This is a genomic window from Evansella vedderi, assembly GCF_030813435.1.
Classification (GTDB): Bacteria; Bacillota; Bacilli; order Bacillales; family Salisediminibacteriaceae; genus Evansella; species Evansella vedderi.
This window is the reverse complement of sequence record NZ_JAUSUG010000033.1, coordinates 25,589-48,206: the sequence shown is the minus strand read 5'-3', so window position 1 is coordinate 48,206 and position 22,618 is coordinate 25,589. Positions and strand designations below refer to the sequence as shown.

The following is a 22,618-nucleotide window of genomic DNA, read 5'->3' as shown; positions in this document are numbered from 1 at the left end:
TTTTCTTTTTTCTACAAGAAAATATTATCGGAATATTCTGTTATATCATATATTTGTTATTGACTTTTTTATTAGACTTTTATGCAACGCTAGTGTGTTATTTTATACGACTAAGTTCTGTTTAAAGTTTCGAATTTAATTAAAGCAAACTCCCCGTTTGTGCATATGATTCCCTCACTGTGAGTGTATAATTATAACTACATATACAGATAACACCAATTTGACTGCCTAAACATCATTAATTAATTTTATAAAAACTGACTATTTTGGATAGAAGGCAAATTGGTAAACAGCTTGTCATTCACTGCATTCTTTGTCATTCAGTGGTAAGTACTATGTCAATGGTGGTACATTGTTTTTGCTGTAATCAGGAAAAAAATTTCTTTTCTCTTTATTTAATTAACAACATACGATCGTAGTAATTATTCAATAATTTGACACCAATTCGAGCGAATTTGATAGGTTAAATTGGAATTATCAAATGGTAAAAGGATGATTCCAATGAGTGTTAAGAGGCTTAGGACAACGGAACGTGCTTATAACCTATATTTATCTCCTCCATTTTTACAATTCTTTCTTGGTATTCTCCAGTAAAACTTTCAATGAAATGACCATAATCAGCCTTTCTCCCAGCACTTCTGTAAAGTTTTTTTACAACATCAATACGTTTTATGGAGCAAAAAAGTTCCCTTCCATGGAAGGAACTTTTTGTTTAAATGCTTTGTACTAAATAAATTCAACGACACCTCTATTAACTCACCATTCCACAAACGATGGGATTCTTCACAAGCCTTTTTTCTTTAAATTCCTACATTTCACTTTTGCACCTTTTTTCATGATTAAAAACGAAATGCTATTGATCCCTGATAGGTGCTGTTGCTTACCAGATCCCAGTTTACAATTTGGTGCTATTGGTAACGTTCCATTCATATTATTCTATTAGTAATAACAAAGGGGGGAGAAATGAATTGAAGAAAGTGAAAGTAGATTTACACCCCATTGTTAGTAATATAAATTTACCCACTGTTTTGAAAACAGCTATACTTCCAGGAGACTCCTTTGAAAGTTTATTTGTCGCAACTCAGGTAGGTGAGGTTTTATCTATTGGAAACGGGATTATAAGGACTTTTTTAGATATTCGTGAGCGAGTGATCAGACTAGGTTCCAATGGTGGATATGATGAACGGGGATTGGTGGGCTTAGCGTTTCATCCTGATTTTTATTGTAACGGTCTGTTTTATCTTCATTATTCCGTAGCTGGTACACAAGGTCCTGGTGCTCTTTCTGAATCCTTTGAGCCTGACCCTTGTGACCCAAAAACCTTAACCCTGAAGTGGAACAATAGGGAAACCCAATTTGACCATATTGATACAGTGGAAGAATGGATGTTGCAGAATGGCCTGCCTCAAAAACGGCGGACATTACTAAACTTGAGAAGACCCTTTTTCAATCATAATGGTGTCAATAGCTTAAACTTTTCACCGGAAACAGGAAAACTAGTTTTAACCACCGGGGATGGTGGATCTGGCTATGATCCATTCCATTTAAGCCAGGATCTCATGGAAATAGCCGGTAAAATCATTGAAATGGATGTAGATGAGGATACATTTATTGAGCATCCACCAACAGTCACACGTTTTGATGAACTTCCCGTGTCTATTCAAGAAACCCTAACGGTCATTGTTAGTGGTGTTCGTAATGCTCCCGGTATTTCCTATCAAAGATATAACAATCAATACATCAAATACGTAGGCAATGTGGGCCAGAAGCTAGTAGAGTCGATCTTTTCTTTTGTAAAATATAAGCCAATACCCGTTACTCAAATTGTGCAAGCCGATTTAAGGAAGGCGGAACCTGAACAAGAAGGATTCATCAACTTAGGTTGGCGAGGCTGGGAAGGGGATTTTCCTTCTCCGATTATAAGGGAGTGCCCTGATAATTCCGAATTGGATGAGCATACAATCGCCTTTTATAATGAGGCAGTGATCACTTCAACAAAACGTATTCGGCCTCTCATAAATTATTTTCATGAAGATCCCCGCCCAGATAAGTTTGCGGGAACGGCACTTACAGGGGTGCAGGTCTATAGGGGGAATAGCATCTCCCATCTAACGGGAAGTATTGTGTTTACTGACTTTGCCCGGAGGGAGGAATCTGATGCGCCAACGAGAGGAGCTCTCGCTTATACCAAGGTAAGGATGGACGGTCGTCCGAATGATTTTCGAGTGATTGACATCGATTATGAATTTGGCTCTGAAGCCGTTTATTATGTTAGTTTGGGGACAGATCTAAATCAAACGAGATTATTTCTGGGGGCCTATGGCTCTCCGAGAGTGACTGATTTTAACAAAGGTACCATATTTGAAATTGTGCCATGATTCCTGACTGAAGAAATTCGAAATGCTATTAGATAGTGGGGATTACTCGAAACTTTGTGTTAGTTTTGTTTCATGCTAATTCTTATATCATGCGGTATTACAAGGAAAGAGGTATTAAATTGAAGAAGATAAATAAAGCCAGGATTGTCAGTGTCGGGAGTATATTAACAGCCATAGCTGTCATATTTCAGTCGGCACCTGTATTTTTACCTGTGATTGGGTTGGCTTTCAGTCCGTTTAGTACATTGCCAATTGCATTGGCTGCTTTTTTGAATAGATCACTTGGAATAAGTGTATATGTAGCCACCGCATTTATACTGACTTTCATTTATATACAAGAGGCAATTATTCTGATTTTTACCACCGGGCTACTTGGGATCACTATTGGAACATTCCTTTACAGGAAAGGATTATTCGTTTCTATATTATTTTCTAGCCTACTATTATCCCTTGGTATGGTCTTTTTAACTTATTTCGTCGGTATTGCAGTGTTCGGAAACTTAACTAGTACGGGACCAATTCCTTTCACTTTTTTCATCTTTTTCTCCTTTTCCCTTATTTATGCGAGCATCTGGAATATATGTCTTAGAAAATTTATTGATTATCTAATGAAAATTAAAGCCTTTGGAAATGCTGTAAGTTTTTAAACAATTTCAAAGGCTTTTTATATAATCTTCCCGACTCTATCCCCACCGTAAATTCATTGATAATGTACAGCATCTCGATTGGACTGGAGCTTCTGCGTAGAGGGTGAAGGTCACTGATGTAGGGGTGTAGGAAGTTTCTACAACCGTTGTTACCCCTGTTTCCTTTATTATTTTATCCACTTCCGCATCATTTCCTGCTTGGGCGTGGTACATAAGACGATACATAAGGTCAGGAGAAGAACGAAGTTGGTGTAGTACGACCTCGCCATCCTTAATTAATTGTTGATATGCTTCTAGAGATTTTTGGAATTGTTCTATATTAACTGGTGGATACGGGTAATCGTTATTTTGGCGATAATACGAATAAGGTTGATAGTAGTTCGGGTAATAATTGGGGTAATAGTGCACATACATCTTCCTTTCACAACGATAATTATTACTACAACCTATGACAATTACCTAAGAGAAGTGCAGGAGAGACAGAGGGACAGGTTTACTGTCCCTGTCACTCACAAATTTTTACTGGCACGCGGTTCCTGTCCCCCTTAAGCTTCCTTTGTTCATGTGGAAATCATATTCTTCCTTTATAATTGAAAAAGGATTTGACCTCTGTACCTGCTTTAGCACCTAAAGATATAGAAGATTAGTTATTATTTTTTTACAAGGCTCTTTTCGCATAGATTGTTGTTTATAAACATTTTTACCGCTTGGATACGCTACAGACGGACGCTTTCCGCGGGCAATGCCTCAGCCTCCTCGGGCCATGTCTCTTCCTCTGCTAGTATCGCTCCGATGCTGCATCCGTCGAGACAACTCGAAGCTTACTCGTGAAGTAACGCTCGTCCCTGCGGGGTCTTCGTCGATTGCTTTTCCCGCTGGAGTCGCCACCTTTCGCTACTCCAAGCTTTTTCATTAAAAAGCAACAAAGTTTACGAAAAGAGCCATTTAGAATGAAGGAAGATGGGATGTATGAGCATGGCTAATAAAGTAGTTGTTATTACCGGAGTAAATAGTGGCTTAGGGCTCGAAACAGCCAAGTCTTTCGTAGAATACTGGAAACGTGGTCATCATGGCCGTGAGAGATGTGACGAAGGGAGAAATGGCGAAACAGGTCGTCACAGGATAAATAGTGAGATACAAACAAGGGGACAGTTCCTCCTGTCCCCTTGACCACCCCTGGTCCAACCATTCCCCTTTTATCACTGTGCATTCTTCATTCTAGTTAGCATTTGATGGACCAATAATAGGATGCATTCTTCCTACCTATAATTTTTTTACCTTCATTTTCAATTTCAATTAATCATATAACTTCATAAATATTGGTGCGACTTTAAAAGGTTGTACATCTATTCTTTGCCACACATTTCCCACAACATATGGTTCAACCTTCAGCCATTCATCAAGTGCTTCTCGTGTAGGATAATCGACTACCATGATGGAACCTATCATTTTTCCATCCTCATCAAGTAGCGCTCCACCGTATAAATGCTCACCTTTTTCGAACCTACTTTCTATTAGTTTTAAATGTTCCTCCCTAAGCCCTAATCTTCGCTCCAATGCTTTTTCATCTGTTCCATCATATGCTGTGATTATGTATTGCATATACATCCTCCTAATCCAGTAATAATAAAAATAAAGGAAATAGATTTACTGTTTCTTAGTACTTATTTAGCAAAATCGTTCTTTGAAAGTAGATAGGTTGAATTTATTCTTACTCGTTTAACTATAAAACTTATCATAGTGATTTTCAATTTACATCACTTCATGAGTACATAGAAAAATGATTTAGCCCCTCATTTAATTATCTTCCCTTTCTCTTGTATCTGGATGTTTTGTTTTTCTTGTTTGTACTTCTGAAGTAATGAAATTAAGTTATCTATTTCATTAGTAGAGAAGTCATTTATTCTGTTCATTTCGGATTTGATGAAGTCAATAGTAGAATCACCACTTGTGTTAGGCTTTTCTTTTATAAAATAAGTAGCGATGGAGCTGGTAACCATTCCGATTAAGCCGATACCTACAACCATCAGGACAACGGCGATCATACGCCCGGCACCAGTCACTGGTGCTATATCTCCATATCCCACAGTAGTCGCTGTTACCATCGACCACCATAATGCATCTTGATAAGTTTCTATAGCAGGTTCTAAGTAGTAAATAGGAATGGCTGTGAAAAGAATTAATGCTGTGGTAAAGCCAATCACCTTGTTTAATCCGTTCGTTTTCAAAATACCCACGATTGGTTTGATAAAATGAACACCTATTAAAAGCATTCTCATAACCCTAATTAAACGAACGATTCTAGCCAAACGAAAAATAGAATCCAATGGAATAACAGCAATAAAGTCAAAAGGGTTTTCCTTAATGAATCGTTTCTTGTCTTTAGATAAGATAAACCTTACGGATACGTCAATCACAAATATGAACCAGACTCCCCAATCTAGCATTAACACTGTCTGATGATTGGACCAGATGAATAAAACCGACATTAATGCTAGTGAAAACATGATAATCTCATATGCAACCACTAGCCTTCTCACTTCGCCCACTCCTTTTTCACAACAAACACCCTACTATTTGCACGGTGTAGATTGTTGTAATTTATCAAAATTTGGAATTCGATGATTGTACTATTCTCCAAAACGTTGGAAAATCCTTCAAATTTAATTTTAAATAATTTTGGATTCTTCCCCAGAAAAATGGGATGTCAGTACTGCCCCTTTTAGTTGATTATATTTTGGTAGACCAAGTTAGGGTTCTTAATACTTCATAACACTTCGTAAAAACAAGAAAAACAAAGAAAATTTTAATAATTAAAATATATTTTGAAAATTTAACTATTTTCCGCCTAATTCTGTCTATTTTCTTGATTATTTCCCCTTGAATTTATAAAAAAAATTTTTTATATTATTATCGAAATTAGCACTCACCAAATAAGAGTGCTAATAAAATATTATACAATTTCATAGGAGGAGTGATTTTCTATGATCAAACCTTTAGGTAATCGTGTTGTCATTGAAGTTCGCAAGCAGGAAGAAATGACAGCCAGCGGAATTGTTCTTCCAGACAAGGCAAAGGAAAAGCCGACGGAAGGAACCGTTGTGGCCGTTGGACAAGGTACCCTTTTGGACAACGGGAAACATATGCCTTTAGAAGTGAAAGAAGGCGATCTCATCCTATTTAACAAGTACGCTGGTACGGAAGTGAAGCTGGATGGAAAAGAATACTTAATCCTAAAGGAAAGCGATATTTTAGCTATTGTAGAAGATCAAAAGGAAGGAAATTCTGCTGAAAAGGAGATGGTCGCAAATGGCTAAAGACATTTTATACAGTGAGGCTTCACGTCGCGCTATGCTTCGCGGAGTGGAAAAGCTGGCTAAAACAGTCAAAGTTACGTTGGGGCCAAAAGGAAGAAACGTTGTACTTGAAAAATCTTTCGGCTCTCCTCTCATTACGAATGATGGAGTAACCATTGCGAAAGAAATAGAATTAGAAGATAGATTTGAAAATATCGGGGCAAAGCTCGTCCAGGAAGTGGCGACGAAAACAAATGATGTAGCTGGGGATGGAACCACAACTGCTACCGTATTAGCGGAAGCGATGATTAAAGAAGGGATTAAAAACATTACATCTGGAGCAAACCCAATGGCCATTCGCAAAGGGATGGAAAAAGCAACCCGCTTGGCTATTGAAGAAATTAAGTCGACGGCTAAACCGATTGAAACAAAGGAATCCATTGCTCAAGTAGCCGCTTTATCTGCAGCCGATGAAAAAATCGGTACATTAATTGCTGATGCCATGGACAAAGTTGGAAAGGATGGTGTCATCACCGTTGAAGAGTCGAAAGGCTTTGAAACAGAGCTGGACGTTGTGGAAGGAATAGAATTCGACCGTGGTTATGTATCCCCATATTTAGTAACGGATAAAGATACAATGACTGCCAATGTAGAGGATCCTTACATTCTATTAACAGATAAAAAGATTACGAATGTACAAGAGATTTTACCACTACTAGAAAAAATCGCAAACAGCGGTAAACCACTTGTCATTATAGCAGAAGACATTGAAGGGGAAGCATTAGCTACCCTAGTGGTGAATAAGCTACGTGGTACCTTCAACTGTGTTGCTGTGAAAGCACCTGGCTTTGGTGACCGCCGCAAAGCAATGCTAGAAGATATGGCTATTTTAACTGGTGGACAAGTTATCTCCGAAGAAGTGGGTCTTGAACTGAAAAACACAGAACTGGAGCACCTCGGAAAAGCAAGACTTGTTAAAGTGACAAAGGATGATACAACGATCGTGGATGGTGCCGGGGACCAAGACGCGATCCAATCTCGAGTAGATCAGCTTAAGGGGCAAATAAACCAAACAACCTCTGACTTCGATAAAGAGAAACTTCAAGAACGATTAGCAAAACTAGCAGGTGGGGTAGCTGTCATTAAAGTTGGGGCTGCCACTGAAACGGAAATGAAAGAGAAAAAGCTTCGCATTGAAGATGCACTCAACTCTACCCGCGCTGCAGTAGAGGAAGGTATCGTCGCCGGCGGTGGAACAGCCCTCGTGAATGCCATAAAGGCTGTGGAAAAACAGCTTCCTGAAAGGGTGAACGATGAAACAACGGGCTTTAAAATTGTTCTTCGTGCTTTAGAAGAACCAATCCGCGCTATCGCTAAAAATGCTGGACTTGAAGGTTCCGTTATCGTTAATCGCCTAAAGTCAGAAACAGACGGTTTCGGCTTTAATGCTGCAACAGGAGAATGGGTTAACCTTATTGAAGCAGGAATCATCGATCCGGTGAAGGTGACTCGAACTGCCTTACAGAATGCTGCCTCCGTTGCAGCCATGTTCTTAACTACGGAAGCCCTAGTTAGTGAAATAAAGGATGAGAAGAAAGAGAACAGCATGGCAGGCATGGATATGTAGTTACATCTTATCCCCCGATCTCGGGGGATTTTTTTTCAAGGGGGGAAGTAGTTTGCGAGAGTACCTCATTTTTTGCCAAGACTGCAACGAATACAGTCTTCTTGGTCAATTCCTTGAAAAAAAAGGAGCTTTTGAAGGGGAATTTTCCTTCTTGCATAATGCTAGAATGGAAACGGATGAACTGTTGTGCCGGTTCTTAATAGAGCACGAAAGGCATTCCCTGCGGTTGATTGGAGACCGTACAGACAACTACCGTGCCATTATTGGAACTGCAACCCGCTATATGGAAAAGGGTATCGACCGTTTTGTAGAACAAGCTCTAGAGCAGAAACAGCTTGGAAATGATAAACTTTCAACGGAACGAGCTTTAGGGCAATTACAGCTTACCATCTTAAAACAGATGTTCGAGGAAGAAGTAAAAGAGGTAGCAGAAACGAAGTCCGTGAATGCGGCGGAGTCACAGTTTTTACTGGGGAAAGAAGCCGCATATAAAAAAGGCTTGGAAATTCTACACGACCTAATTAAAAAAGCAGAAAGCGTAAAGTAAGCACGGGAAAGGGTGGGGACCGTTTTCCCCTTTAATTCTTTTTGTGTGACCAGGGACGGTTCTTGTATAAAGAAACAGTTGAATCGTCCCACTTCTTATTTTTACCATACTTACAACCTAAGATTATATACCATTCATAATCTAAGGGGCTAATCAGTACCATTATCTTATTGACATCTCGTGGAATTAATTCAATTAGTAGTTTTATATTATCTAAGTCATCTCTTTCAAGGAAATCAAAATTCTCTCAAGAAATTAGTTACCTATACCTGTCCACCATCATTTCAAACTCTTTCTTTAACTGCTCCCTTACTTCCTTCGGCTCTAGCACTTCTGCTTCGACACCGAAGGATCGGATCCAGCGGAGGAATTCTTCTTGGCTTTTGACCGTTGTTTCTAATAGCAGGCTTCCGTCTTCTTTTTTTGTGCGGTTCGTTTCCACATGAAAGTCTTCCTCTTGCACATACCTTGCTGCTTCTTTGTTAAAACGGACGACAAAGTGTGTTTCTTTATCCTCGGAAAAGATGGACCATCTTCTTGAAAGGAAATCATCAATATGAAAGGTACGTGGAATTTTAAAGGATTGATCTGTCACTTTTACAGAATGAAAACGGCTGGAACGGAACACCCTTACGTCTTTGCGGGTATGGCAATAAGCGATTACATATAAATGCCCTCCTCTTGGTACGAGATAATAAGGGTCTAACAGACGGCAGGTCTCTTCATCCCGGTGGATGGAATAATAGGTCACTTCGATGGAACGGTTTTCCGAAATGGCCGTTAAAATACCTGGCATCACATTGAATTGTGCCTGTTCCGAAGGACGTGCATGAAGACGAATTCTTTCTCCCAACTCGGATCCAATGAGGGAGGAATCTCCTCCTTTTTGGACGTAGCTCATTATTTTTTCCAAACCGGTTTTATACGCATGGTGAAAAGGGTGGTCTCCGGAAGTAATCCCTTGGGAAATGACAGGATATAACGTTAATGCCATCCACTCGTCTTTTGTCAGTCTCCCTCCGCCACGTACAGCTTGTTCAATAAGTTTATAGCCCTTATTTGGATCTGTTGTTATAAAAAATCCTTGTTCTTCTAAGTTTCTCATGTCCCTATATATACTCCGTTTGGAAGTACCACAGTGATTGGCTAACTCCTGTGCTGTGGCATATTCATGATTGCTAAGGTATTGGAGGATAAAAAATAACCTCTCCACTTTTGCTAATCCTTGTGTTTGTGGCATAACAATCCCCTTTCGTACCATTCTATTCTCTATTTTATATTGTACATGAAATAAGAACACTTCCTTACTTTTTTTCCCACATATGGGCATTATTTTAAAACAAAAGGTCACAGGTGGCCTGTGACCTTTATCTTCCTATTCCCAGTCAGCCCGGTTAATTTTCCAAATCGCTTGACCAGTCATAAACGGATCCTCAAATAGGAACTCGAAATAATCTGCGTCTTCTACATCAAAGGAAATCTCCCCTGCCATCTTTCTTCCTGGTCCAACTTCTCCATCTAAACTTCCCCTCGTATCTGCAAAGAAATCCATGTCCTGGCTATAGCCATCAGGATCCACCAACGTCATTTGCAGCATCGTAGAAACATGTGCTGCTTCATCCGTTGTGTTATCGATCGTCATATCTAAAATGAAGAAAAAGTCACGATCTGGCTCAAAAAATTCTTCCCCTTCCGACGTGCGTACGCCATTTAATGTAATGTGAAGGCCGTTGAAATTAATGGTATCCCCGACACTTAAATCCTCCTCGATAATCTCCTCTGTGGCTTCCTCTTCTTCCGTTGTAGCATCCTCCTCTTCTGTTGTTGCATCCTCCTCTGTTTCTGGAGTTTGGGTTGCCGCCTCCTCACTTTCCTCTGGCTCATTATCTACCGGTTCAATGGTGGACTCCCCACAGGCTGTCACTAAACCAACGAACAATAATAACGTAATTAAACTAAAGAAATACTTTTTCATCGTTATTCCCCTTCCTTTTTCCTAATGTGTAATCACTACACTACTAACTATAACGCCGGCAGTGACAGCAGCTGTCAGCGAACAGGTTTTTGGTGGGGAAATTTTTTCGGGTGCCTATTACCACCTGAATATTCTTGTTTCACAGATTTGTTTCACAGAAGTTTATATTTCTAATGTTTCTTCTCTAGTAACAGCACATAATTCACAACATTGTCACATATCTCCTTCCTTCAACAACCTAAATTGGTTTATTCTGAATTTGACTTTATGAGAAAAATACATCCGCTGACTTCCTATATTAGTTCGTTCCACCATCTAAAAAACTATTTTTCCTAGAGTTGTCCCTAGTTGCAGTTATACAAGAGCTTATTTTGTTTTCTAAGGAGTGGAGGTTATGGAAACAACGGAGAAGCCAACGTTAGTTAGTGATGAGAAACAAACAGTCGTCATCCCATTTGGGTGTACCTATGTCCCGTTAACAAAGCTTGCCCTCATTAATTTCAAGAAAAATGCTGATGACAAGTACATTGGTTTTGAGCCACAGTACTTGGATGACAAGGTGATTGGCCAAGGCTATCGTGTGATTGCTTATCGACACGATGGCTATGTGGATGTTTACGACGATAGGAATTTGAATGACAATAAGGACGATAGCTTTGATGTGACGGGAAAAAGGTTAAATCTATTAGCTCCTATAGGCTCAAGCACGGAAACCCCTTCATATTTACCTTTATTTTTTTTTATAATCAACCTCACAACCTTAGAATCTACTTCAAGATGGGAGCGAATATAAAGCAGGGAGACAGTTTTACGTGCATTCCATAACGGAGGGGACTACAAATGGAAACAAGTAGTAAAAACGTGCGGGATAATTTAAGTATATGGAAGGTATTGCTCCTTATTTTTCTACCAACTTCACTATTAACGCTCACCTATTTATTGGTAGGTTATTTACTAGGAGATACGATTCCAACGATTCTCATCTTTTTTCTATTAGCCATGTTCCTTCTCTTCCCTATCCAGATTTTTGTAGTAATACGGGCCAGTAAGAAAGAATATGGAAGTTATTCATTGAAAAGTGCCTTTTCCAATTACCAAAAATTAAAATGGTGGCAGATTTTCCTATACGCTGCTTTGACTTGGGGTTTTGCTGGATTGATGACCATCACCATTGCCCCCTTAGAAAACATGCTCTTTGCATCCGTTTCTAAGCAATTGTTCGATATGTTACCACCGTATTTTGACTGGAGTAATATAGATTACTTGCTTAACTATTCAACAAACATTCTCCTGTTTACATGTGTTATGTTTGTTATCCTGAATGTTTTTATTGGTCCAATCGTTGAAGAGTTGTTTTTTCGGGGCTATCTTACTGCAAAAATGAGTAGATTCGGGAACTATACGCCATTTATCGTAACCGTATTATTTTCGTTGTACCACTTTTGGCTTCCGTTTAATAACTTGTTTAGAATTATCGCCTTCTTCCCTGCTTTCTATCTTGCTTGGAAAAAGAAAAATATATTTATAGCCATCGGCTTTCACTGTCTATGTAATGCCTTTTCAACTATAACTTTTATTGTTGCCTTATTAGCGATCATGTAAAAACGAACGGTGCCAGGCACCGTTCGTAAGAATTTAGACGTGATTAAAAGTTGATTCCCCAATCCCTTATTATTACTTGGTAGCACTGGTCAGTACAACCCTTCGCTTCCAGCGTTTGGATCCCTTTTCTGTTATAATAAGAATCTTATTTATGAATACTTTTTTACATAATGACTTAGGGTAATAAGTGGCCATATATTGTTGTAGCTGTGATAATAAAAGTAAAAGCTTCCAGGGAGTCCTCCCCCAGTTGGATACGTGTACGTCCAATCAGGATGATTAAGTTTCTCTATTAAGCATTGAATTCCACGATTTATTTCTTCTGTTGGATTTTCAAAAACGGAAATTAACGCATCTAATGCCCATGCCGTTTGCGAAGGTGTACTTGTACGTAACGGTATATACGTTTTTTGTTGATCGCTTTTACAAGATTCTCCCCATCCACCGTCATTATTTTGAATGTGAAGTAACCAGGCAACGCCTTTTTGAATAGAAGCATCATTTTCACTTACTTCTACCGCCCTCATTCCGGTAATGGCTGCCCAAGTTCCATAAATATAACAAATTCCCCAACGGCCATACCATGAACCGTCCCTTTCTTGATTTTGCCCTAACCACTGAACAGCCTCTTTTACTTGATGATGATCGGTCGTTAAACCAATGTCCCTTCCTAAAAACTCTAGGGTTCGACCGGTTAAATCAGCAGAAGAAGGGTCGATACTTACGTCAGGTGCTCCAGTTATTGGTATCCATGTTAAAATTTCTTTATTCGTATTTTTTTCAAAAGCAGGCCAGCCCCCATCGTCATTTTGCATCGACAATACCCAGTTTACCCCTTTATACCATGCGGCTCGATAACGGTGATATTTTACTGCGGACCTACGCAATGCACGCAATGCCGCTGTCGTATCATCCACATCAGGATTGATCGAATTAATATTGGAAAAACCCCAACCCCCTGGAAGGACTTGGGGGTTACGAATAACCCAATCCCCATAACGGTTATGCTGGCGCTCCATTAAATAGTTCAAGGATTTTTGGATGGTTGGTGTATCGATACTTGCTCTTGAATACTGCAAAGCATGTGAAATTAATGCCGTATTCCAGACGGTAGCTGTCGTATGCTGCATATGTAATTCGTTGTCATCTGCTATACATACTAATGTTTTCAACCCTTTGATGGCTTTTTGTATCACAGCATGATCCTTGGAGTATCCGAGAGCAAGTAGGGAAAAAATCATTAAAAAAGTCGTTAAAAAATAACTATACAGCGTTCCGTCCTCTTCTATTCTTTCTAACATAAAACGTTCTGTTCGTTCTAAAGCCATTTGGTGTAAATATTCAGGGAAACCGATTAACTTCTCAATAGCTTCCTTTATATAGCGAATACAAGAATGAAATTCTAGTGATCGACTTTCCCCTAACCAGTCATTATCCAACGATCTGTCCAATAATAAATGGGATAAGTCAGGGGTATTTCTTCTTTTTAAAACAAATTTCTGATCAAAAAGAACAAGCATTGGTGCTATATGAACCCTTGCATATCCAGAGAAATCAAAGAAGTTTATGGGTGCTGTTGAGGGAAGTAAAATCAGTTCAATAGGGGCGCGAAAATAGGTAGGCCATTTCCATTGTCCAGTAACTGCTAAAACGACTTTCGTTAGTAGTTCCCCTTTTTGGAGACCACCTCGAGCGATGATAAATTGTTCTGCCTGTTTCATTTTTGGCTCATTTTTATTTTTCATGCCGGAATACAGAAGTGCATAATAGGCCTCAATCGTTAAAGAAAGATTTCCTCCCTCCTCGTCATGATAAGCTTTCCATGCTCCGTTTACACCTTGTTTCCTCTCGAGTCTACTCACTAAATCTCCGATCATGCTCTCCTCATTCATCCCTAACGACCTTAACAAAATTATCATATAAGCATCTGTCGCAACAGTGGATTCAAAACACATTCTCCACGACCCATCAGGTGATTGCTGTTCTTTTAAACGATTCATGAGACGGTTTATTTCCTCTAGGGCTACTTCCTTCATCATAATCCGCCTTTCTTAACTAATATTGTTTTTTTATCAATCTACTTTATTCGAAAAAACAATAATTATTCATATCACCTCATTGCACCGAATATATTAGCTTGAAACGTTAGAAATCGAGGTGAACAGATGACTTTACGTTTTCATTCTTCCAGACTGTCGCCGCATTTAAAAAAAATTAAAAAACAATTAAAGAAAAAAAGGGTACAAACTATTACGGAAGATTCATTAAAGATAGAAGAACAAAACTTAATCGAAAAAATACGTACGGAAACAATAAAAAGAAATCGGAATAACATCACTCGAACCGAGGCTTACTTCCATTTCTACCAACAATTCCCTGAAATACATTGGGCTTTTTTAGGTCATATGGTTTCACGAAACGGCGGATGGAATATGACCGATTTAAAAGGAGAATTGCTAACGAAATTACTACCAAAGAAGGAAAGGGAAAACTTTTTTAGTTTCTTAGAACGGGGAAACTGGCTGATTTTTCAAGATGTTTATCCGCAGATGTTATTATACAAAGAATCTATTAAAAGACAAATGAACCTATTCTACCTTTTACCCATATTCGGAGTCTCCAAGTTTATGAAGGTCGTATGGGATTATTATATGGAAGAAAAAGAGGATTATCTTTTAGCCTTCGCACTAGTAGTAAACGAGCAAAGTTATTTAGAAAACAGGGTGATTCAAAATAGTTTCTACAAAAAGAATGTATTAGAATCTATTGAATTTAAACTTCAGGAACTCCTAAGTTTAAACCAAATCCTCTTCCCCTATAAAAGTAATCGGAAAACGATGCTTATGGGGCAAACGATAAATCATTTTGCTTCTTTACATGAAAGAATTTTATTGGGAAAAAGACTGTACCATTTACTATTTGACAGTGAGCTCTATCCTGCGTTTTTCAAATGGGCATTGCAACAACCTCACACAGGATCCAGAAAAGATTTCTGGCCGCAGTTATTTAACAATGTAAATGAATCGATACCAGGAAAACTTTATAAGCGACGTATAAAAAATTGCTCTTTAAAATCCGGATCCCATCGCATCTTCAGTCCTCCATTGCAATTCGCTTGGAAGGATGTCCATCATGATCCAGCAGAAAAAGGTGATTGGTATAAAGACTGGAGAGTAGTTCATTATTTAGAAAAATACAACGAAAAAGTGAATGGAGATATTAAAAATGATTACTGTGAGACATTGGAAAAAATCGAGCTTAGCCTTGTGGCAAAAGAAACTTTCTTCTAATAAACGACAAAATGTGAAAGCTTATGTATGTACCATGATAGTTGCCTCCTTCCTTGCTACTTACTTAGACCTTTTGTTTGTAGGAAAAGGGCTTTATGAATTCCCATCACGCCCCTTTCCCAGTATTTTTTCCATCAATATTTTATTTACTTTAGTCATCTTGCCCTTATTTACATTGGTCATCATTTTTATATTCAACCGAATAAGTCGTTTACTAAAGCTTTTAGCAGCCATTATTATCGGTCTATCTGCAGCGATCATGGAACAGATTATGGAAAAACTAGGTATGTTCCAGCCTTCTGTTCATTGGCAACATGAATATTCTTTAGTCGGCTATTTTATTTTTGTTTTACTTATTTGGAAATTTTACCGTTGGTGCCTGTCACCGCTCGAATAATCTTGTTTCACAGATTTGTTTCACGTAAATACTATATGTCTAATGTTTTTTCTCTAGTAACGGCGTACCTATTCAAATTGCCAGCTATGATCAGAAATAAACGAACGGTGCCTTGCACCGTTCGTAAGAATTCATTGGCTGTTACCGATTGAATAATAAGGAACCAATCGCTCTTATTCCAATATCCGCTAGAACACCTTGGCCTGATTTCGTAGGGTGAATATCTTCAGAAATAACATAGGCTTCTTGATTAGTCCCAAAAGCAGCATAGGCATCGACCAGCAGAATATTATTATGGATACTATTAAGTAGTCCCACCGCTTCGCTAAGCTGATGATTTATACCTGGTAATAAATTAGAACCAACTACATGTAATGGGTCATATGTTTGAAAAGGATTATAAATATTGTATATAACAACTGGTGCATCTGTTAGAGAACGGATTTCAGAGATAATTAGTCCTAGATTTCCAAAAATGTTGCTCTTCCCGATTTCTTCCATAAGATACTGTTGGAATAATACTGGATCCCCACCACTTCGAACTTGTGCCGTAGCCAGTGCTTTTAGCAAATCGTTATTTCCAATATTCAACGTAATATAATCCGCATGTCGGACGGCTTGTCGGAATTTTTGATCCGTTTCAAGAGCGGTTAACAAATGTCCCGTTTGCCATCCTGGTCCTGCCAGATTTCGAACCCGCATATCTAACTCCTCCCCTATTAAGTAAGGAAATGCAACTCTAGAAGGGCTCGCGTTATTATTGTTCCCGAGGTTATACCCGTAGGGAATAGAATCCCCCAATGCCACTAATGACTTCGTAGCATTTTCATTTTTCGCAAAGACGTTGGTAGAAGCCAATAACATAAATACTAAAAGGATTACTATAGAACGGTAAATTGTTTTCATCTTCCTCCTCCTTTTATCATATAATCAAGGTAATTATAAGAGGAATTTAGGTAAAAGTATGTCGACTGATAAAAACTATTTTCTCTATTTTTATACTTTTTTGTTAATCAGAAAAAAGCCTTACTACCCTTGAAGTAAGGCTCCTTCTATCTTCCTATTTTCATTTTAAAAAATAAATCTGGTGGTCACACAGGCACCACCCTAATAAGAACGGACGATGGAGATTAATTTACTCTTTTCCATTTTTGGTATGTTTTCTGCAAGTCTTGTCGCAGCAACAGGCAGGATCCAGTCTTTATATGTTTGGGCTTCAACCTTGTGTAACTTCTTATAGAAATATAAATAATAAAAACTTATGAGCCTTCTTAACGTTGTTTTTATATGGAAGTTAGCAGTTGAAATGTTTTCAGGAAAACCGCCATAAGTTAAGATTAATATTGTTCTTGCTAGATCAGCATGTCTGTTGCCTATGGTTGCATCTGACCAATCTATGATGATTGGACCTTTATCTGATAATATTATATTCCTAGGATGAAAGTCGCCATGGCATAAGGTGTCTTCCACAGGTAACTTCAATAAATGATCAATAACTTTTTTTCTCTCATCAACGTATAATTCACTAACCCTTTCTATTTTATTTACCAAGGTTTCCGTCATAGAAGGCAGGTTTAGTCCTCGATAACGGTGTACATCAACGTGTAATTTTGACATCATTTGAATATGTATTAACGCCGTCAAAGGTTTATTTTCTATGACCCAATGTAATGGCAACCCTTCCACCTTTTCAAAAATGATGGCTTGCTTGCCGTTTATAATTTGTTGATGGAATACATTTGGAACATTCAAACCGGCCTCAGCTATTACTTTACTTTTTCTAAATTCTTCGTTTATAGAAAAAACATCTATATTTTCATGGAAAATCTTAGCGACCTTATCCTCATCCAACACGACGACTTCTGCAGTATTACCTTTTCCTACTACTCTTTCCTTTTCCATAAATTTTGCCCCTTTATACGGTTTCCATAGATTGTTGTTTATTGAATATATTTTTTCTTGTATACGCTACAGGCGGATCAATTACGCCTAAGGGCAGCCCACGTCCTGTGGGCAACGGCATAATGTCGCCATCGTGGCTCCCGCGGTCAACGCTTCAGCCTCCTCGCTTCGCACTTGCGCGCTCACTGCGGTGTCTTCTGCTGCTCCTGCGATTACTCGTCGCAATAAAAGAATGTTGCTTTTCCCTCTGGAGTCGCCGCCTTCCGCTTCTCCAAGCTTTTTTAAAAAAGCAACAAAGTTTGCAAAAACAGCCTTTTTCAAAAGCACGGGGGCGGTTCCGGTGTCCCCCCTTTACCCATTACACCAAATCATGAATTATCGTTCCATCCGTTTATGACCACCCATGTATATTCTCATATCAAATAGGAGTTCTATCAAACTCTTATGGTATGGGATGAATATTTCTTGGTCGATCATAGTCAATATTTCTTCCTTTGTCGCCCACTTTACTCGTTGAACTTCCTCTGGTTGTAACGTCAATTCCTTAATATCAAGATCTACATCAACAAGATAATAGTCATCAAATCCCACATCAAAGTTTATTGTTAAGGAAGGTCTTACACCTTGTAAGTCCATTTTATAACCTAATTCCTCCAGTACTTCACGCTCCGCTGCTTGTTGGCTAGTATCCCCTACAACGGCGCTGCCTCCTACAGAGATATCCCACATATTGGCCCATCCACTCTTGAAAGGTTGTCTTTGTTGAATTAACATTTCCTCATTTTTGTTAAACATACATACATGAACGACTAGGTGATACGCATCTTTCTCAAAAGGTTCCCCTCTCCTCATTGTTTTACCTGTTACATTTCTGTCTTTATCATAAATATCCCAAAATTCCAAAGGTATCTTCCTTTCAAATAGATTCAAGTTCTATAATCATCCATTTTAATAATAGCATATCATTCCCATAATTTGTCGTATTTGGAAGAGTCCTTGGGATTTTATGTTAGAATTGATTTAAATGAATAAAGGCTTCGTAATAAGGTAACGAACTTGGGAGGTTTCTAATACATCTAACAAAGGAGCGAGAAAGTCTCTTGAGAAAAATAACTTTATCAAATGGAAAAACAGTAGAAGTAGAGTGTTTAAGTTGTGCACTAACAAGTGGTTTACTTAAGCCAGATGGTGGTGTGGTCTTTGAAACGGAGTATTTTCACGCACATCAAGATGTTGCGTATCCAATAAAGGGTTTAATTATATTAGCTTCTAAACGTCATATCAAGTGTATTGACGAATTAACAAAAGAAGAAAGGATCGATTATATTGAGGTTTTGTCAAAAATAAGAAAGGCTCAAAGAGATGTTTTAGGGATAGAATACGTTTACTATTTTTACAATGAAGATACCACCCATCATTTCCATACTTGGATGGTTCCGAGATATGAATGGATGTATGAATTCGGTCGATCGGTTGAATCTGTTAGACCGGTGCTACTCCTCGCTCGAAACAAAATGAATAGTAAGGAAGATATTCAAAAAGTAATGGATGCCCTTGAATCTTTAAAACTAGAATTAAATAAATAAGTTAGCTATTAAAAGGAGAGGAATCAAGGATGAAAATAAGACTTGCTGAGGAAAAAGACATAGAGCAGTTAATAAGAATGAGATGGGATTTTTCGATTGAACATGATGAAACGGGAAAGGTCCAGTTTACTCCCTACCCTGATTTCGAACAGGGATGCCAAGTTTTTTTAGAGAATGCCTTAAGAGGCGACCAATGGTTTATTTGGGTTGCGGAGGAAGATGGAAAAATTGTCTCCCATATTTACATCGAATTAATTCAGAAAGTACCACGGCCAGGGAGGATCACTCACCCCTTCGCTTATATGACAAACGTCTATACGATAGAAGCGTATAGAAATAAAGGAATTGGAAGTAAGCTGCTCACCACCATCAACCAATGGGCGAAAGAAAAGGCATACGAATTCATCATCGTCTGGCCAAGTGACGACAGCATCAATTATTACAAGAAAAATGGATATAGCCACTCCACAGAGCCAATGGAGTATTTTCCTGAGTGATAGAGTGTATAGATAACGTGGATGGGCATTGGGAATAATCCATTATTGTAATATACATATTTAATCAATTATAGATAAGGGTGTCGCGTTATGAATATCGCGACACCCTTTGATCCTTTATTGAAATCCTTCCTTATGTCAACAAGTTGCACTAGTATCGTAGCCTATTTATTAGTAACCTCATTAACAATAGAAATAACATACGTTAAATCTTGGCGAGTTCTCACATTTATTTCCACGCAAATTTCTTCCAGTGACATCCCCTCTGATAAAAACTCACTTATCTGCTTTTTATCTTCATCGTATGCCCTTTTTATAACTTAACCTGTGCTGCGAAAAGGGTGAAACTATAAAACTATGAATTTAATAATAAATCCATATACGATCGCTAAAAATATGGAAGTTAGGGTCCCTAATAAAAAATACTCTGCCCAGTCACGGTCTTCCAGTTGTTTAAATCTAGTTATAGATTTTGCAGCGATAATAAAGGCGATGGAACTGATGGAATCGTTCATAACAAGGACTATCACAAGGAGCCTTTCTAAATAACCGATGATTTTTCCCCGTGATAAATCCTGATGCTTTAATACCATATACGTATATTCTTCTGCTATATTTGTGTTTTGATGAAAATCTTTGTTACTATACCCTTTACCATTGCGACTGTCTTTGAGGGTATATTTTCCCTCAAAAAGCGCTAAGTAATTGGTAAAGGATCCTAGTAAAATTCGGATAAGATGACCACTTACACTTGTAGCGATAATAAGCATAATGATGACAAACAAGGCTTTTTGTCCTGCAGAAAAACTAGGAGCGATTCCTTCCATTAAACCAACGGATATAAGGAATTGACTACTAAGACCAATAACATCCAAGTTAAAAATAATCACGGAAATTAATACGATGGAGACGAGGTGAAGCACCTGATCAATGACAAACAATGCGCCCTCCCATGAGCTTCCTTCACCAAACTTTTCCTCCAATATTGCTTGTCCTTTGATTTTTCCTAAATCAATAATCCAATGAAAAAAGACGAAAAGGATAGCTGGTATAACAACATAAAACCAAAAATGCCGTTCTCCCGAAATGACAAAGACGATAATAAGGGCAATGAAGCCTATTACAAACTGATGTAATAGGTGAATTTTAAGATACCTTTTCTTGTTTTTGACCATTTTATCCGTTTGTAAGTAAAAATCACCGATTAAATGAGCTAAAATTAAACTTAGAAACCCCATCCTACTAAATCCTTTCTCCAATCTTTCTTAAGGTATTATTTTAAATTCAGGTAAACGGTCACTAATTACTGTTTTTATAGATGTTGATAATGTTTCTGTATATTGCTCTAGATAATCTTTACTTGTAACCACTTCAAAGGCATTGATATTCTGCTGTATTTGCTTATGCGCTTTCAAGATTAGCTCTACGTTTCCTTTTTTATAGTGACTGGAAATGGTAGCTGCAGATTTATTCAATAAAGCGGCCACCCGTTTTTGTTGGCCATAAATAAAATAAAGGTCACATATTAATTTTTGCAGTTGCGTTTGATTTTTTACTAAATTATCTTCCATTTCCATCATTAAATTCATTAGATTCTCTGTTTCTACAATACTATGGCTATAAATAGCGTCACTGCTGTTACCCATAAAATTCGTAGCTAAATGAAAAAGTATGGGAGTGCGCTTTTGCGATTGTTTTATCCTTTCATTTGCTTCCCTAGCCTTTTTAATGAGTGGATGATTCCAGGTTTCCACATCGATGGCTTCCATCTCCCTATCCACATTACCAAAGGAAATTCCAAAATATGGCGGATGGTCTGGATACTTCCAGATTTGCTTGACAAAGGTAGCAATCGTAAACGCCGTGACATAATGTTGGGCGATAAATAAGATTTCATCACCCCGTCGGTGCTTCACTATCCCTTTACCTACAGGTGCAACCCAAGCCTTCATCCAATACTCCAACTCATCTAAATAGGTGGAAATGTTATCCCAATTATCATTCAACGTAGAGTTGGATACATCCATAATGAAAATCGAAACAGGATTACGCATTTAATCTGTCTCCCTCAAAAGTATTTGCTATTTTCTTTTCCTATTTTATTTTTATGTTTATTTAGTCTAATTATACTACAGTTAGACTAAATTATCTAATTTTGTTTTGTTTTCACTAAAACATCTAAGTAATTACTTCGCGCTGCTCGCTAGTTCATAAAGCAAACCACGGATCACGGCTCTTGATTCACCGGAGCTGACTTTTGGATCTCCGTTTAACGGGCATCCATATATTCGCATTTCCAATGCGGCAATACTGTCATGACATGTTCAAGGACCCGGTCCCTGAACTTTGGTCCCTGAACTTTTTTTGAACAAAATCGTTTTAAGCAAAATTTGTGGTAAAATAGTAAAAAATGACCCGGTTGGAGGTTTATGAAATGGAGACTATTCTACCTCAGATTCTAGACCAGCTTAAAAGTATGAACAAAAGATTGGATGGTATGGATAAACGCTTCGACGGTATGGTTAACCGCCTGGATGGGATAGATAACCACCTAGACGGTATGGATAACCGCTTGGATGGGATGGACAAGCGCCTGAATGGTATGGATAAACGCTTACTATCCTTAGAAGAAAATATGAATAGTAGGTTCAAGGAGGTGGATGACAGATTTAATACAGTAGATGAAAAATTAGAAAGCATAAACTCAAAACTTGAAGGTATTGGTGGGCAATTTGAACTTCCTGCAAGAAGTAGGTTAGATGACATAGGATTTGTGGAAGAGAAGGTAACTAAAATAGAGAAAGAGATATATCTATTGAAAAACAAACAATAAATCTGAGTAATCTCTAATGGAAACATAGTTAATAAAGGAAG

At 38.1% G+C, this 22,618-nt stretch carries 25 protein-coding genes; 13 read left to right on the top strand and 12 right to left on the bottom strand.

Annotated features, from left to right (window positions below):
- Positions 1-968 precede the first annotated feature (968 nt).
- Positions 969-2,378: a PQQ-dependent sugar dehydrogenase gene (locus tag J2S74_RS25590; RefSeq protein ID WP_307332040.1), complete on the top strand. Its 1,410-nt coding sequence runs from the start codon at positions 969-971 to the stop codon at positions 2,376-2,378.
- Between the two features lie 119 nt (positions 2,379-2,497).
- Positions 2,498-3,025 (top strand): hypothetical protein, encoded by a 528-nt coding sequence (locus J2S74_RS25585; protein ID WP_307332037.1) that lies wholly within the window; start codon positions 2,498-2,500, stop codon positions 3,023-3,025.
- 36 nt (positions 3,026-3,061) lie between these two features.
- Here the strand turns inward: J2S74_RS25585 and J2S74_RS25580 are convergent, their stop codons facing one another.
- The gene (locus J2S74_RS25580) at positions 3,062-3,433 is read right to left on the bottom strand and encodes a YuzC family spore coat inner layer protein (RefSeq protein WP_307332034.1); all 372 of its coding nucleotides are present in this window, start codon (positions 3,431-3,433) and stop codon (positions 3,062-3,064) included.
- Between the two features lie 567 nt (positions 3,434-4,000).
- On the opposite strand from J2S74_RS25580, the gene J2S74_RS25575 reads away from it, so the two are divergent.
- Positions 4,001-4,195: a hypothetical protein gene (locus J2S74_RS25575; protein ID WP_307332033.1), complete on the top strand. Its 195-nt coding sequence runs from the start codon at positions 4,001-4,003 to the stop codon at positions 4,193-4,195.
- Positions 4,196-4,321: 126 nt separating this feature from the next.
- On the opposite strand, the gene J2S74_RS25570 is transcribed toward J2S74_RS25575, so the two are convergent.
- Together J2S74_RS25570 and J2S74_RS25565 are read right to left on the bottom strand one after the other, a co-directional pair.
- Complete coding sequence (locus J2S74_RS25570; RefSeq protein WP_307332030.1) at positions 4,322-4,627, bottom strand: YciI family protein; 306 nt, start codon at positions 4,625-4,627, stop codon at positions 4,322-4,324.
- A gap of 191 nt (positions 4,628-4,818) precedes the next feature.
- Complete coding sequence (locus tag J2S74_RS25565) at positions 4,819-5,565, bottom strand: potassium channel family protein (RefSeq protein WP_307332027.1); 747 nt, start codon at positions 5,563-5,565, stop codon at positions 4,819-4,821.
- 444 nt (positions 5,566-6,009) lie between these two features.
- On the opposite strand from J2S74_RS25565, the gene groES reads away from it, so the two are divergent.
- From groES to J2S74_RS25550, 3 genes are read left to right on the top strand one after another with little or no spacing between them, the layout of a single operon-like run.
- Positions 6,010-6,342 carry a co-chaperone GroES gene (groES, locus tag J2S74_RS25560; RefSeq protein WP_307332025.1) on the top strand — a complete coding sequence of 111 codons (333 nt, stop codon included), beginning with the start codon at positions 6,010-6,012 and terminating at the stop codon, positions 6,340-6,342.
- Positions 6,335-7,948, top strand: a complete 1,614-nt coding sequence (gene groL / locus J2S74_RS25555; protein WP_307332022.1) for a chaperonin GroEL — start codon at positions 6,335-6,337, stop codon at positions 7,946-7,948. The genes groES and groL overlap by 8 nt, the downstream gene beginning before the upstream one ends.
- 52 nt (positions 7,949-8,000) lie before the next feature.
- Positions 8,001-8,495 carry a hypothetical protein gene (locus tag J2S74_RS25550; protein WP_307332020.1) on the top strand — a complete coding sequence of 165 codons (495 nt, stop codon included), beginning with the start codon at positions 8,001-8,003 and terminating at the stop codon, positions 8,493-8,495.
- A 259-nt stretch (positions 8,496-8,754) separates the two neighbouring features.
- On the opposite strand, the gene J2S74_RS25545 is transcribed toward J2S74_RS25550, so the two are convergent.
- Both J2S74_RS25545 and J2S74_RS25540 read right to left on the bottom strand, forming a co-directional pair.
- Complete coding sequence (locus J2S74_RS25545) at positions 8,755-9,735, bottom strand: helix-turn-helix transcriptional regulator (protein ID WP_307332017.1); 981 nt, start codon at positions 9,733-9,735, stop codon at positions 8,755-8,757.
- A 135-nt stretch (positions 9,736-9,870) separates the two neighbouring features.
- Positions 9,871-10,470 carry a DUF4352 domain-containing protein gene (locus J2S74_RS25540; RefSeq protein ID WP_307332014.1) on the bottom strand — a complete coding sequence of 200 codons (600 nt, stop codon included), beginning with the start codon at positions 10,468-10,470 and terminating at the stop codon, positions 9,871-9,873.
- Between the two features lie 394 nt (positions 10,471-10,864).
- On the opposite strand from J2S74_RS25540, the gene J2S74_RS25535 reads away from it, so the two are divergent.
- Positions 10,865-11,263, top strand: coding sequence for a hypothetical protein (locus tag J2S74_RS25535; RefSeq protein ID WP_307332012.1), 399 nt, complete (start codon positions 10,865-10,867; stop codon positions 11,261-11,263).
- A 47-nt stretch (positions 11,264-11,310) separates the two neighbouring features.
- Entirely contained in the window at positions 11,311-12,072 is a 762-nt protein-coding gene (locus J2S74_RS25530) for a CPBP family intramembrane glutamic endopeptidase (protein WP_307332009.1), read from the top strand.
- A gap of 149 nt (positions 12,073-12,221) precedes the next feature.
- On the opposite strand, the gene shc is transcribed toward J2S74_RS25530, so the two are convergent.
- A complete protein-coding gene (shc, locus tag J2S74_RS25525; RefSeq protein WP_307332006.1) occupies positions 12,222-14,108 on the bottom strand; it encodes a squalene--hopene cyclase in 1,887 nt (628 codons plus the stop codon).
- Positions 14,109-14,237: 129 nt separating this feature from the next.
- On the opposite strand from shc, the gene J2S74_RS25520 reads away from it, so the two are divergent.
- Positions 14,238-15,362: a DUF2515 family protein gene (locus J2S74_RS25520; RefSeq protein WP_307332004.1), complete on the top strand. Its 1,125-nt coding sequence runs from the start codon at positions 14,238-14,240 to the stop codon at positions 15,360-15,362.
- Positions 15,337-15,759: a CBO0543 family protein gene (locus J2S74_RS25515; RefSeq protein WP_307332001.1), complete on the top strand. Its 423-nt coding sequence runs from the start codon at positions 15,337-15,339 to the stop codon at positions 15,757-15,759. Before J2S74_RS25520 ends, J2S74_RS25515 begins: the two co-directional genes overlap by 26 nt.
- A 141-nt stretch (positions 15,760-15,900) precedes the next feature.
- On the opposite strand, the gene J2S74_RS25510 is transcribed toward J2S74_RS25515, so the two are convergent.
- From J2S74_RS25510 to J2S74_RS25495, 4 genes are all read right to left on the bottom strand, one after another.
- Positions 15,901-16,665 (bottom strand): GDSL-type esterase/lipase family protein, encoded by a 765-nt coding sequence (locus tag J2S74_RS25510; protein WP_307331999.1) that lies wholly within the window; start codon positions 16,663-16,665, stop codon positions 15,901-15,903.
- A gap of 201 nt (positions 16,666-16,866) precedes the next feature.
- On the bottom strand, positions 16,867-17,661 hold the full coding sequence (locus tag J2S74_RS25505; RefSeq protein ID WP_307331996.1) for an aminoglycoside phosphotransferase family protein: 795 nt from the start codon (positions 17,659-17,661) through the stop codon (positions 16,867-16,869).
- Between the two features lie 87 nt (positions 17,662-17,748).
- Positions 17,749-17,982: a hypothetical protein gene (locus tag J2S74_RS25500; protein WP_307331993.1), complete on the bottom strand. Its 234-nt coding sequence runs from the start codon at positions 17,980-17,982 to the stop codon at positions 17,749-17,751.
- A gap of 54 nt (positions 17,983-18,036) precedes the next feature.
- A complete protein-coding gene (locus J2S74_RS25495; RefSeq protein WP_307331991.1) occupies positions 18,037-18,564 on the bottom strand; it encodes an NUDIX hydrolase in 528 nt (175 codons plus the stop codon).
- Between the two features lie 197 nt (positions 18,565-18,761).
- Here J2S74_RS25495 and J2S74_RS25490 point away from each other — a divergent pair, with 197 nt between their 5' ends.
- Together J2S74_RS25490 and J2S74_RS25485 are read left to right on the top strand one after the other, a co-directional pair.
- Positions 18,762-19,247 carry an HIT family protein gene (locus J2S74_RS25490; RefSeq protein WP_307331989.1) on the top strand — a complete coding sequence of 162 codons (486 nt, stop codon included), beginning with the start codon at positions 18,762-18,764 and terminating at the stop codon, positions 19,245-19,247.
- Between the two features lie 29 nt (positions 19,248-19,276).
- Positions 19,277-19,744 carry a GNAT family N-acetyltransferase gene (locus J2S74_RS25485; RefSeq protein WP_307331987.1) on the top strand — a complete coding sequence of 156 codons (468 nt, stop codon included), beginning with the start codon at positions 19,277-19,279 and terminating at the stop codon, positions 19,742-19,744.
- Positions 19,745-20,091: 347 nt separating this feature from the next.
- Here J2S74_RS25485 and J2S74_RS25480 read toward each other — a convergent pair whose 3' ends face one another.
- Positions 20,092-20,982, bottom strand: coding sequence for a DUF3307 domain-containing protein (locus J2S74_RS25480; RefSeq protein WP_307331984.1), 891 nt, complete (start codon positions 20,980-20,982; stop codon positions 20,092-20,094).
- 27 nt (positions 20,983-21,009) lie between these two features.
- Positions 21,010-21,798, bottom strand: a complete 789-nt coding sequence (locus J2S74_RS25475) for a hypothetical protein (protein WP_307331981.1) — start codon at positions 21,796-21,798, stop codon at positions 21,010-21,012.
- A gap of 380 nt (positions 21,799-22,178) precedes the next feature.
- On the opposite strand from J2S74_RS25475, the gene J2S74_RS25470 reads away from it, so the two are divergent.
- Complete coding sequence (locus J2S74_RS25470) at positions 22,179-22,577, top strand: hypothetical protein (protein WP_307331978.1); 399 nt, start codon at positions 22,179-22,181, stop codon at positions 22,575-22,577.
- The last annotated feature ends 41 nt before the right edge of the window (positions 22,578-22,618 follow it).

Bases quoted from the DNA above. Each gene is read 5' to 3' on its own strand.
- J2S74_RS25575 (WP_307332033.1), top strand. From the start codon at position 4,001: ATGGCTAATAAAGTAGTTGTTATTACCGGAGTAAATAGTGGCTTAGGG.
- J2S74_RS25570 (WP_307332030.1), bottom strand. From the start codon at position 4,627: ATGCAATACATAATCACAGCATATGATGGAACAGATGAAAAAGCATTG.
- groES (WP_307332025.1), top strand. From the start codon at position 6,010: ATGATCAAACCTTTAGGTAATCGTGTTGTCATTGAAGTTCGCAAGCAG.
- groL (WP_307332022.1), top strand. From the start codon at position 6,335: ATGGCTAAAGACATTTTATACAGTGAGGCTTCACGTCGCGCTATGCTT.
- J2S74_RS25545 (WP_307332017.1), bottom strand. From the start codon at position 9,735: ATGCCACAAACACAAGGATTAGCAAAAGTGGAGAGGTTATTTTTTATC.
- J2S74_RS25540 (WP_307332014.1), bottom strand. From the start codon at position 10,470: ATGAAAAAGTATTTCTTTAGTTTAATTACGTTATTATTGTTCGTTGGT.
- J2S74_RS25535 (WP_307332012.1), top strand. From the start codon at position 10,865: ATGGAAACAACGGAGAAGCCAACGTTAGTTAGTGATGAGAAACAAACA.
- J2S74_RS25530 (WP_307332009.1), top strand. From the start codon at position 11,311: ATGGAAACAAGTAGTAAAAACGTGCGGGATAATTTAAGTATATGGAAG.
- shc (WP_307332006.1), bottom strand. From the start codon at position 14,108: ATGAAGGAAGTAGCCCTAGAGGAAATAAACCGTCTCATGAATCGTTTA.
- J2S74_RS25520 (WP_307332004.1), top strand. From the start codon at position 14,238: ATGACTTTACGTTTTCATTCTTCCAGACTGTCGCCGCATTTAAAAAAA.
- J2S74_RS25510 (WP_307331999.1), bottom strand. From the start codon at position 16,665: ATGAAAACAATTTACCGTTCTATAGTAATCCTTTTAGTATTTATGTTA.
- J2S74_RS25505 (WP_307331996.1), bottom strand. From the start codon at position 17,661: ATGGAAAAGGAAAGAGTAGTAGGAAAAGGTAATACTGCAGAAGTCGTC.
- J2S74_RS25485 (WP_307331987.1), top strand. From the start codon at position 19,277: ATGAAAATAAGACTTGCTGAGGAAAAAGACATAGAGCAGTTAATAAGA.
- J2S74_RS25480 (WP_307331984.1), bottom strand. From the start codon at position 20,982: ATGGGGTTTCTAAGTTTAATTTTAGCTCATTTAATCGGTGATTTTTAC.
- J2S74_RS25475 (WP_307331981.1), bottom strand. From the start codon at position 21,798: ATGCGTAATCCTGTTTCGATTTTCATTATGGATGTATCCAACTCTACG.
- J2S74_RS25470 (WP_307331978.1), top strand. From the start codon at position 22,179: ATGGAGACTATTCTACCTCAGATTCTAGACCAGCTTAAAAGTATGAAC.